The sequence below is a fragment of the Photobacterium sp. GB-1 genome (genome assembly GCF_003026165.1).
Lineage (GTDB): Bacteria > Pseudomonadota > Gammaproteobacteria > Enterobacterales > Vibrionaceae > Photobacterium.
The window spans coordinates 177,917-189,676 of record NZ_PYOB01000005.1; the positions used below are offsets into that span (position 1 = coordinate 177,917).

The following is an 11,760-nucleotide window of genomic DNA, read 5'->3' on the forward strand; positions in this document are numbered from 1 at the left end:
GGCATTACGCTTCTACTGTTTTAACCTCTGCAGTTTCATCATGAGATGAAGATTCTGCACCATGCATCCAATTAATTAAGGTATTGGATAGTAACAGCAGTAATACACCGGCAATCACTGCAGTAATTGCAATACCAGAGAAGATTGCTAGAGGACCGGCTTCACCAATACGTGAACCAATCTCACCTGCAATATAGTTAGCAATGGCGTTAGCACCAAACCATGCACCCATCATTAATGATGCTAAGCGAAGAGGTGCAAGTTTTGTCACCATTGATAAACCAATCGGTGATAAACATAACTCACCTATCGTATGGAAGAAGTATGCACCAATCAGCCATAGCATAGAGGTTTTCACTGTCATATCGCCACCTTGCTCAAGCGCAGCACCGATCATACAAGCAAAGCCTACTGCTAACGAGAACATTGCTAGTGCAAATTTCACAGGTGAGTTTGGCTCTTTCTTACCCAATTTTACCCAAAGAGCAGCAAGAATCGGAGCACAAATAATAATGAAAAATGGATTAAGTGATTGGAACCAAGCTGCCGGCACTTCGAAACTACCAATCATACGGTTTGTGTATTCTTGAGAATAGATATTCATTAAGCCGCCAGCTTGTTCAAAGCCTGCCCAGAATACGATAACAAAAGTACACATCACCATAATTACTTTCAGACGATCACGTTCAATTTTGGTTAGTGGCTCTTTTTTACCGCTTGCGTTGTTTGCTGCGTCACGAACTGCAGCTGGAACAGTACCAATATCACCTAGGTAACGTTGTGCGAAAAACAGTTGGATCAATAGGCTGAGTAGCATACCGATACCGGCACATAAGAAACCTGCTTTCCAGCCATAAATGGCAGAAGCTGTACCTGCAATAACACCGGCAAGTAATGAACCTATGTTGATACCCATATAGAAAATAGTAAACGCACCATCACGACGGTTATCGCCTTCTTTGTAGAGATCACCCACCATGGTTGAGATGTTTGGCTTAAATAAACCATTACCAATGATCAGGAAAGTAAGGCCTAAATAGAAAGCGTTTACAGCATGAGGATCAACGACACTGTGCGGGAGTGCGAGAGTAAATTGACCAATAGCCATTAATACGCCGCCAATAATAATTGATCGACGTTGACCCAAGTAGTTATCTGCAATCCATCCACCAATTAAAGGAGTAAAGTAGACAAGACCGGTGTAAATACCATATAGGCTTAATGCCTCTTGAGTACTCCAGCCTAAGCCGCCATTGATTGTTTTATCTGTTAAGTACAAAACTAAAATAGCGCGCATGGCGTAGTAGGAGAAACGCTCCCATAGCTCAGTTCCAAATAACAGGAACAAGCCTTTTGGGTGGCCCAATAAGGTACCACTACTATTATGACTCATAGGATTCTCTATATTATTGTGATGGTGTGTTTGCTAATACCGGTGGTTTTATAAAGCACAATATATACGACTGCAAGTTTTTACATTTAAAGAACAAATGATAAACATTTCAACCTATTGAAAAACAAATGGTTGTAGATTTCTTAGTCAAAATTGAAAAGTTAATTTTTAGTATGGTAATTATGTTGTTGTTTTTATAATTATTAATTATTTGGTTTTATATTTTGTTTTTTAATATTTTTGTGGTTTTTTTGTCTATCTATTTGGATTGTTCATGAATGTTACAAAGTTTGACTGTGGAATTACTGTAAAAGTGGTGACTGTCTTGGTTTCCATAAATGAGTTGAGCAACAATAAGCACTCAATAAATACTTTATATCCCGAATTAGCCGCAATATAAAAAGTAGCTATTTATGTATATAATAGCGATGAATTTTAATGTTTAGGATTGATGATGAAAGATTGGTATTTGCTTTATTGTAAGCGCAGTGAACAAGAGCGTGCAGTGATCAATCTGGATCGTCAAGGTGTGGATTGCTACTACCCTCAGGTAACAGTAAAAAAAGTGAGCCGAGGCAAACGCATAGAGTCAATCGAACCATTATTCCCAAGTTATGTTTTTGTTCAATTTGATCCTGAAATGGTAAGTTATACGTCGGTGCGATCAACACGTGGTGTGGCTGACTTTATTCGCTGTGGTGCAATGCCACAAAAAGTACGTGAAGAACTTATTTACAACTTAATGATGAATGAAGATAGTGAAGAGCATCAACGTTTGTTGTCAATGCTTCCTCAGCCCGGTGAAAAATTAAAGTTAGAGCAAGGTAAGTTTCAAGGTCTTGAAGCTATTTACCAAGAGCCGGATGGTGAGAAACGCTCATTTATGCTGATTAACTTGTTAGGTAAGCCTGTAAAAGTAAGCGTAGATAACACTGATTTACTTAAAAAATGATCATTTTTTCTATAAGTTAGAACTCTCTTTTGCATATTTGAAAGCCATCTAATACGATGTTTGCAAACATAATATACTGGAAAAAAAATTGAATACTTCATTAGTGCGTAAAGCTGTTATTCCTGTTGCTGGTCTGGGGACTCGAATGTTACCTGCAACAAAAGCTATTCCAAAAGAGATGCTTCCAATTGTTGATAAACCGCTTATTCAGCATGTAGTGAATGAGTGTGTTGCAGCAGGAATTAAAGAAATTATTTTAGTGACGCATTCTTCAAAAAATTCGATTGAGAACCACTTTGATACCTCTTTTGAATTAGAAGCGACATTAGAAGCGCGAGTAAAACGTCAGCTACTTGAAGAAGTACAAGCGATTTGTCCACCTGATGTGACCATTATGCATGTACGTCAAGGTCAAGCTAAAGGTTTGGGTCATGCAGTATTGTGTGCACATCCCCTTGTTGGTGATGCGCCTTTTGCAGTTGTTTTACCTGACGTAATTTTGGATGATGTTGCGAGCGATTTACGTTGCGATAATATGGCTGCCATGGTGAAAATGTTTAACGAGACTAAAGTGAGTCAGGTGATGGTTGAACCTGTTCCTATGTCTGAAGTGTCAAACTATGGTGTTGCGGATATTAATGGTGTGGAATTACATGCTGGCGAATCAGCACCGATGACAAAGGTTGTTGAGAAGCCTTCAGTTGAAGACGCGCCTTCTAATTTAGCTATTGTCGGTCGTTACATACTTCCAGCTGAAATTTGGGCATTATTAGCCCGTACGCCTGTTGGCGCGGGTGATGAAATTCAATTGACCGATGCTATCGATATGCTAATGCAATCTCAACAAGTGAATGCATTTCATATGTCAGGCGTAAGCCATGATTGTGGTAGTAAAATTGGTTACATGAAAGCGTTTGTTGAGTACGGTTTGCGCCATAATCAATTTGGTGAAGAATTTACAGCGTATGTCAAACAACTAGCTAAAAGCTTATAGTCGACGCCATAAATTGTATAATCAAAAGAAAAAGCGATGGTGTTCCATCGCTTTTTTTATTTATTCTATTTGTTAATAAGAAGAGGAGTGCTAATTTAAAATAGCATTGTTTTGGAGAATAAAAGAGCAATAGGTATCACTCTTTTATTACCAATTATTCGCCATGAAACTGCTCGCAAGCTAACATAGTATTTTCTATTAATGTTGCGACTGTCATTGGGCCGACACCACCAGGGACTGGAGTGATATGTTTTGCTCTTTGGTTGGCAATATCAAATTCAACATCACCACATAATTTACCATTATCTAATCGGTTAATACCCACATCAATGACGGTAGCCCCTTCTTTAATCCAAGCGCCAGGAATAAAGTTAGGTTTACCTACAGCGACGACAAGGATATCTGCACGACGAACATGGCTCTCAAGATCTTGAGTAAAACGGTGACAAGTTGTTGTTGTAGCCCCTGCTAATAATAATTCGAGTGTCATCGGGCGACCTACAATATTAGAAGCGCCAACAATAATCGCTTCTTTCCCTCGTACCGGAATATTGTAACGTTCTAAGAGGGTCATAATACCTTTAGGGGTACAAGAGCGTAGTTTTGGGATACGTTGACTTAAGCGTCCGACATTGTATGGATGGAAGCCATCAACATCTTTTTCAGGATCAATACGCTCTAAAATTCGTGTGCTATCCATACCAGCTGGTAATGGAAGTTGGACTAAAATGCCATCAATCGTTGGATCGAGATTTAATTCGTCAATAAGAAGTAATAATTCTTCTTCTGAGGCTGTTGGTGGTAGATCGAATGATTTAGAGACAAAGCCGACTTCTTCACAGGCTTTTCGCTTACTACCAACATAAATTTGAGAAGCAGGATCTTGACCTACGAGCACAACAGCTAAGCCGGGTGCACGAAGACCAGCATCTTTACGAGCTTTCACTCTAGCGGCAACTTCCTGTCGAACTGTTTGGGATATTAATTTCCCATCAATAATTTGGGCGGTCATGGTAATCCTTTTTATATAGGCTAAGCATGTGGACGCTATTATTGTGTCAGAAAATGATTACTTTAGCTATAACGCAAACGTTTGCTTTTTGTTTGTTTAATAATGGCGAACAATCTTAAGTGTTTATCGTTGAAGGGAATAGGTATCTACAATTGCACTAAAAAAACTGAAAATAAAACAGATTGCTTTAACTTTAATCGCTTGGCGGTTTAAATCATGAAATTTAAAGTAAACGTATTGACCTAAATGATTAGCAACGTATAATCCTGCCTCGTAACGCCATGTTACACAATGATGCGCCCTTAGCTCAGCTGGATAGAGCACGTCCCTTCTAAGGATGTGGTCGCAGGTTCGAATCCTGCAGGGCGTGCCATTCTCTCTTCTTTATATATAAGATCCAAAATCTAATTCATTTCTAAGCTTTTTTAATACAAAAATCACTCTGTAGTTAGTCTTATAACGGCTAAAAAATGCTTTCTCTGTTACGTCATATTTGCGTTAATTCGACTGTTTTTCCAACATTTGAACCCAAAAAACGCAGAGATCTATGATTATTTTCTCCTTACCCCTTGAAATGTTCGTTATAGACCCTATCTTGTGTTTCAGTTGTAGAGCTAGATAGCAGTTTAGTCTATCTCACCTCGACGCCACCTAAGTGTGTCGTTATAATAACGCGCTTTAATTTCTAAGTTGGATGAGCATATCTGACAGTTTAGAAATAAAGTAAAAGAATTGAGGCGTTATGGTTTTCGAGCCGTAACACGAAAAGGATGCCACCGTCAGTAAATGGCTGTTCGGCAACATCACTCAGAAAGCTGAGTAAGTTTTGAGGTTAAATATAATGCAAGTTACCGTTGAAACCACTGAAGGCCTAGAACGCCAACTAACAATCACAGTTCCTGCTGCAAACATCGAAGATGCAGTAACAGCTGAACTAAAGAAAATTGCTAAAACTCGTCGTTTCGACGGTTTCCGCCCTGGTAAAGCACCAATTAAGATGGTTGCTAAAATGTTTGGCGCATCAGTACGTCAAGACATCCTAGGTGAAGTAATGCACCGTCACTTTATCGAAGCTATCGTTAAAGAGAAAATCAATCCAGCAGGCGCGCCAACATTTACTCCAGTAGAAGTTGCTGAAGGTAAAGACCTAGTATTCAAAGCGACTTTCGAAGTATTCCCTGAGATCGCACTTCAAGGTCTAGATAAAGTTGTTGTTGAGAAGCCAGTTGTTGAAGTAACTGAAGCTGACGTTGATACAATGCTTGATACTCTACGTAAGCAACAAGCTACGTGGACTGAAGTAGATGCAGCCGCTGATGCAAACAGCCGTGTAACTATCGACTTCGTTGGTACTATCGACGGTGAAGAGTTCGAGGGCGGTAAAGCTGAAGGTTTCGCACTTGCTATGGGCCAAGGTCGTATGATCCCTGGTTTCGAAGAAGGCGTTGTAGGTAAAAAAGCGGGTGAAGAGTTTACTGTTGAAGTAACGTTCCCTGAAGAATACCACGCTGAAAACCTAAAAGGTAAAGCTGCAGCATTCGCTATTAAACTTCACAAAGTTGAAGCACAAGAGCTTCCTGAACTAACTGAAGAGTTCGTTGCTAAGTTCGGTGTTGAAGACGGTTCTGTTGACGGTCTTAAAGCTGAAGTTCGTAAGAACATGGAGCGTGAGCTTAAGCAAGCTGTTAAAGGTCGCATCAAAGATCAAGTTCTTAACGGTCTTGTTGAGCAAAACGACATCACAGTTCCTGCTGCACTTATCGATCAAGAAATCGAAGCACTACGTCAGCAAGCTGCACAACGTTTTGGCGGTGATGCTAAGAACATGCCTGAACTACCACGTGAGTTGTTCGAAGAGCAAGCTAAACGTCGTGTAGTTGTAGGTCTTCTAGTTGGTGAAGTGATCAAGTCAGAAGAGCTAAAAGCAGACGAAGAGCGCGTTAAAGCAATCATCGCTGAAATGGCTTCTGCATACGAAGATCCATCAGAAGTAGTTAAATACTACGAAACTAACGAACAGCTAATGAACAACATGCGTAATGTTGCTCTAGAAGAGCAAGCGATTGACGCACTTCTAGCTAAAGCACAGGTTTCTGATAAAGACGTTAGCTTCAACGAGCTAATGAATCCTGCTGCTTAATTTGCTGAAATTGATGTAGAGATTTGACATTATCTCAAGTCTTCTGCTAACAATGGTCCGTGTGAGTCATTTCATTCGGGCCATTTATTTTAGGGAAATAACGTTATGAGCTACCAAGAAAAAAACGCCATGTCACCAATTTTGGATGCGCTGGTACCTATGGTGGTCGAGCAGACTTCTCGTGGTGAGCGTTCTTATGATATCTATTCTCGTCTCTTAAAAGAGCGTGTGATTTTCTTAACGGGTCAGGTTGAAGATCACATGGCTAATTTAGTAGTGGCACAGCTACTATTTTTAGAGTCAGAAAACCCAGATAAAGACATCTTCCTATACATCAACTCTCCAGGTGGTTCTGTTACTGCGGGTATGTCAATTTATGACACTATGCAGTTCATTAAGCCAAATGTGAGTACTGTATGTATGGGTCAAGCATGTTCAATGGGAGCATTCTTACTTGCTGGTGGTGCGAAAGGTAAGCGTTACTGTCTACCGAACTCACGTGTAATGATTCACCAGCCATTAGGTGGTTTCCAAGGACAAGCATCGGATATTCAAATCCATGCACAAGAAATTCTAACAATCAAACAACGTCTAAACGGTTTATTGGCTGAACATACAGGCCAACCACTAGAGGTTGTTGAGCGTGATACTGACCGTGATAACTTTATGTCTGCAGAACAAGCTGTAGAATATGGTTTAGTGGATGCCGTGTTGAGTCAACGTGACTAAGTACTTATTTCGCTGATTAACTCTAGATAGTTAACGCAGCAAAATAAGCCGACTTGTTATACACTCAAGACAAGGCAATGATGGGAATACCCCAATAAGAGGTTAGCGAATGACAGATAAGCGAAAAGAGAGTGGTAGCAGTAAGCTATTGTATTGCTCTTTCTGCGGTAAAAGTCAGCATGAAGTTCGCAAGCTGATTGCAGGCCCTTCTGTTTATATTTGTGATGAATGCGTTGATTTATGCAACGATATTATTCGCGAAGAAATTAAAGAAGTGATGCCTAAACGCGATGGCGATGAACTGCCGACTCCGCAAGAAATTCGTAACAACCTAGATGATTACGTAATTGGGCAAGCACATGCGAAAAAAGTGCTAGCTGTTGCGGTATATAATCACTACAAACGTCTACGTAATGGCGATACAACTAGTGAAGGTGTTGAACTAGGTAAGAGTAACATCTTACTTATCGGCCCTACTGGTAGTGGTAAAACACTATTAGCTGAAACACTAGCACGAATGTTAGATGTTCCATTTACGATGGCTGACGCAACCACGCTGACTGAAGCGGGTTATGTGGGTGAAGACGTAGAAAATATTATCCAGAAATTGCTACAGAAATGTGATTACGACGTGGCGAAAGCTGAACGTGGTATTGTTTACATTGACGAAATCGATAAGATTTCTCGCAAATCAGATAACCCATCGATTACTCGTGATGTATCTGGTGAAGGTGTACAGCAAGCATTACTGAAGTTGATCGAAGGTACTGTTGCATCAGTGCCACCACAAGGTGGTCGTAAGCATCCTCAACAAGAATTCTTACAAGTTGATACTTCTAAGATCCTATTTATCTGTGGTGGTGCATTTGCAGGCCTAGATAAAGTTGTTGAGCAGCGTGTAGCAACAGGTACTGGTATTGGCTTTGGCGCAGAAGTGCGTTCAAAAGACCAAGCCGACACATTAAGTGATCTGTTTGAAAAAGTTGAGCCTGAAGATCTTGTTAAATACGGCTTAATTCCGGAATTTATCGGTCGTCTACCAGTCACAGCAACATTAGGTGAGCTTGACGAAGAAGCACTAGTTCAGATCCTTCGTGAGCCTAAGAACGCACTAACTAAACAGTATGCTGCGTTATTAGAGCTAGAGAATGTTGAACTTGAGTTTCGTGATGATGCACTGGTTGCTATTGCACGTAAAGCAATGGAGCGTAAAACAGGTGCTCGTGGCCTACGTTCTATTGTGGAAGCGGTACTGCTTGATACTATGTATGAGCTCCCGTCTCAGCAAGGTGTAAGTAAAGTTGTTATCGATGAGTCAGTAATTAAAGGTGAGTCTGAGCCTCTACTGATTTATGAAAACACGGAAGCACCAGCAGCTGCAGCTGAGTAAGTGTCTAATAAGTGCACATAAAGGCTAAAAAAAGGAGGCATAAGCCTCCTTTTTTATTTTCTGTTACTTCTTTCGTTGAATAATCATGTTTCACCCCCATATACTCAATATAAGCTAACTTTCTAGTCGTATTAAGTAAGTGACTCAATCAGTTACTTAATACGATTAGTATTGACAGGAAGAGAGATGAATATGAACCTGGAGCGTTCTGAGCGCCTTGAGATCCCGGTTCTGCCACTACGTGACGTGGTGGTGTACCCTCATATGGTTATTCCATTGTTTGTGGGACGGGAAAAATCTATTCGTTGCCTAGAATCGGCAATGGAGAACAATAAACAGATTCTGTTGGTTGCCCAAAAAGAAGCAGCGACAGATGAACCGTCAATCACTGATCTTTATGATGTCGGTACTGTTGCAACTATTTTACAGCTATTGAAGCTACCTGACGGTACCGTAAAAGTCTTGGTTGAAGGCCAACAACGTGCCAAAGTTGAAGATTTAGCTGATGATGAGTTCTTTACTGCTCATGCTGAATATCTGGTTACGCCTGAAATGGATGAACGCGAACAAGAAGTACTTGTTCGCACCGCTATCAGCCAGTTTGAAGGCTTTATCAAGCTAAATAAAAAGATCCCGCCTGAAGTATTAACTTCACTTAACGGTATCGATGAAGCGGCCCGCCTAGCAGATACCATTGCTGCGCATATGCCGCTGAAACTGGCTGATAAGCAAAAAGTATTAGAAATCGTTGATATTACAGAACGTTTAGAGTTCTTAATGGCAATGATGGAATCCGAGATTGATTTACTTCAAGTTGAAAAGCGTATCCGCGGACGCGTTAAGAAGCAAATGGAAAAATCTCAGCGTGAGTATTACTTAAATGAGCAAATGAAAGCTATCCAAAAAGAATTGGGTGAGCTTGATGATGCGCCAGATGAGTTTGAAGCGCTAAAGAAAAAGATTGAAGAATCTAAAATGCCAGCTGAAGCTCGTGAAAAAACCGAGCAAGAGCTGCAAAAGTTAAAAATGATGTCACCAATGTCAGCGGAAGCAACCGTTGTTCGTGGCTACATTGATTGGATGCTAAGCGTGCCTTGGTACAAGCGCTCTAAAGTGAAGAAGAGCCTTGCAAAAGCCGAAGAAGTGCTTAATGCCGATCATTATGGTCTTGAGCGTGTGAAAGAACGCATTCTTGAGTATCTCGCAGTACAAAGCCGTGTAAACAAGCTAAAAGGCCCAATTCTATGTTTAGTTGGTCCTCCTGGTGTTGGTAAAACCTCTCTAGGTCAATCGATCGCTGCGGCAACGGGCCGTAAGTATGTTCGTATGGCATTAGGTGGTGTACGTGATGAAGCGGAAATTCGTGGTCACCGCCGTACTTATATTGGTTCTATGCCGGGTAAATTGATTCAGAAAATGGCAAAAGTAGAGGTGAAAAACCCACTTTTCCTATTAGATGAAATTGATAAAATGTCATCTGATATGCGTGGTGATCCGGCTTCAGCATTGCTGGAGGTGTTAGATCCAGAGCAAAACAGTGCATTTAATGATCACTACTTAGAAGTGGATTACGATTTATCTGATGTGATGTTCGTCGCTACATCTAATTCAATGAATATCCCAGGTCCATTGCTTGACCGTATGGAAGTTATTCGTCTATCGGGCTATACCGAAGATGAAAAGCTAAACATTGCTAAGAACCATTTACTTGATAAGCAAATTAAACGTAATGGTTTAAAAGCGGGTGAGTTGACTGTTGATGATTCTGCGATTATTGGCATTATTCGTTACTACACACGTGAAGCGGGTGTTCGTAGCCTTGAGCGTGAAATATCTAAACTTTGCCGTAAAGCAGTGAAAGAAATTTTACTTAATAAAGACATTAAACACGTTGAAATCAGCCAAGATAATTTAAAAGATTACTTAGGTGTTCAGCGTTGCGACTACGGTAAAGCTGACGAAAGTAATCGCATTGGTCAAGTGACAGGACTTGCGTGGACGGAAGTAGGTGGTGACTTATTAACCATTGAAACAGAGTCTATGCCAGGTAAAGGTAAGTTAACTTATACCGGTTCACTCGGCGATGTGATGCAAGAGTCGATTCAAGCGGCAATGACGGTGGTACGTTCTCGTGCTGAGCGTTTAGGTATTGCAGCTGATTTCTACGAAAAACGTGATATTCACGTTCACGTACCTGAAGGTGCGACACCGAAAGATGGCCCAAGTGCGGGTATTGCAATGTGTACAGCACTTGTATCTAGCCTAACGGGTAATCCTGTTCGTGCTGATGTGGCTATGACGGGTGAAATTACACTTCGTGGTGAAGTTTTACCTATCGGTGGTTTGAAAGAAAAACTATTAGCGGCACACCGCGGTGGCATTAAAACAGTGCTTATTCCCAAAGAGAACGAGCGTGATTTGGAAGAGATCCCAGAGAACGTAATCGCCGACTTGGAAGTACGTCCAGTACGTTGGATTGATGAAGTGTTAACTGTTGCACTTCAGAATAATCCAACAGGTATTGAGCTGGTAAATGCTCAAAATAGTGACCTGTAGCAAAATTACCTAAATAAAAAACGCTTTCAAAGACAAAAGTCCTTGTCAGCGTTTTTTTGTCTGGCTATAAGTTAACTCTAATCCGCGCTAAGCGATGTATTATTAAGGCCTGTTAAGTTTTTATCAATACAATCAGGTCTAGAAACAATTTATTGTCTACTATTCACAGCGTCTCAGTGACGAGTTACGGGTAGGCAAGTTCATTAAGGGGATTTAATCGTGAACAAAACTCAACTAGTAGATAAAATCGCAGAAAGCGCAGATATTTCAAAAGCATCAGCGGGTCGTGCTTTAGACGCATTCATCGAAGCGGTATCAGATACATTGAAAGACGGTGAGCAAGTTGCATTGGTTGGTTTTGGGACTTTCTCTGTACGTGAACGTGCAGCTCGTACTGGCCGTAACCCACAGACAGGTGCAGAAATTCAAATTGCAGCTGCAAAAGTACCTGGTTTTAAACCGGGTAAAGCGCTAAAAGACTCTGTTAACTAAGAAATAGTTGGTTTTTTCTGACTGTTTTGTCATGTTATCATGGCTTAAATATTGCTACTGGAAAGGGTATACTGATCCAGTACAACAAAGGCGCATCGGTTG

The 11,760-nt window shown here is 40.7% G+C and carries 9 protein-coding genes and 1 tRNA gene; 8 read left to right on the forward strand and 2 right to left on the reverse strand.

Features of this window, described 5'->3' with window-relative positions:
• Window positions 1-4 precede the first annotated feature (4 nt).
• Window positions 5-1,393, reverse strand: coding sequence for a peptide MFS transporter (locus C9J45_RS07975; protein ID WP_107260091.1), 1,389 nt, complete (start codon window positions 1,391-1,393; stop codon window positions 5-7).
• Window positions 1,394-1,847: 454 nt separating this feature from the next.
• Between C9J45_RS07975 and rfaH the strand changes: the two genes are divergently transcribed.
• A complete protein-coding gene (rfaH, locus tag C9J45_RS07980; protein ID WP_107206065.1) occupies window positions 1,848-2,345 on the forward strand; it encodes a transcription/translation regulatory transformer protein RfaH in 498 nt (165 codons plus the stop codon).
• An 88-nt stretch (window positions 2,346-2,433) separates the two neighbouring features.
• A complete protein-coding gene (galU, locus tag C9J45_RS07985; RefSeq protein ID WP_107206066.1) occupies window positions 2,434-3,339 on the forward strand; it encodes a UTP--glucose-1-phosphate uridylyltransferase GalU in 906 nt (301 codons plus the stop codon).
• Window positions 3,340-3,493: 154 nt separating this feature from the next.
• On the opposite strand, the gene folD is transcribed toward galU, so the two are convergent.
• Window positions 3,494-4,351, reverse strand: coding sequence for a bifunctional methylenetetrahydrofolate dehydrogenase/methenyltetrahydrofolate cyclohydrolase FolD (gene folD / locus C9J45_RS07990; protein WP_107245750.1), 858 nt, complete (start codon window positions 4,349-4,351; stop codon window positions 3,494-3,496).
• A 296-nt stretch (window positions 4,352-4,647) separates the two neighbouring features.
• Between folD and C9J45_RS07995 the strand changes: the two genes are divergently transcribed.
• The 6 genes from C9J45_RS07995 to C9J45_RS08020 all read left to right on the forward strand — a co-directional run bounded on the left by C9J45_RS07995 (window position 4,648) and on the right by C9J45_RS08020 (window position 11,658).
• Window positions 4,648-4,724 (forward strand) — tRNA-Arg (locus tag C9J45_RS07995).
• Window positions 4,725-5,192: 468 nt separating this feature from the next.
• On the forward strand, window positions 5,193-6,491 hold the full coding sequence (gene tig, locus C9J45_RS08000; protein WP_105059697.1) for a trigger factor: 1,299 nt from the start codon (window positions 5,193-5,195) through the stop codon (window positions 6,489-6,491).
• 105 nt (window positions 6,492-6,596) lie between these two features.
• On the forward strand, window positions 6,597-7,220 hold the full coding sequence (clpP, locus tag C9J45_RS08005; protein ID WP_005369103.1) for an ATP-dependent Clp endopeptidase proteolytic subunit ClpP: 624 nt from the start codon (window positions 6,597-6,599) through the stop codon (window positions 7,218-7,220).
• 109 nt (window positions 7,221-7,329) lie between these two features.
• Complete coding sequence (gene clpX / locus C9J45_RS08010) at window positions 7,330-8,610, forward strand: ATP-dependent protease ATP-binding subunit ClpX (protein ID WP_107206068.1); 1,281 nt, start codon at window positions 7,330-7,332, stop codon at window positions 8,608-8,610.
• 192 nt (window positions 8,611-8,802) lie between these two features.
• Window positions 8,803-11,166 (forward strand): endopeptidase La, encoded by a 2,364-nt coding sequence (lon, locus tag C9J45_RS08015; protein ID WP_105061295.1) that lies wholly within the window; start codon window positions 8,803-8,805, stop codon window positions 11,164-11,166.
• 219 nt (window positions 11,167-11,385) lie between these two features.
• Complete coding sequence (locus tag C9J45_RS08020) at window positions 11,386-11,658, forward strand: HU family DNA-binding protein (RefSeq protein WP_005369098.1); 273 nt, start codon at window positions 11,386-11,388, stop codon at window positions 11,656-11,658.
• Window positions 11,659-11,760: the final 102 nt, after the last annotated feature.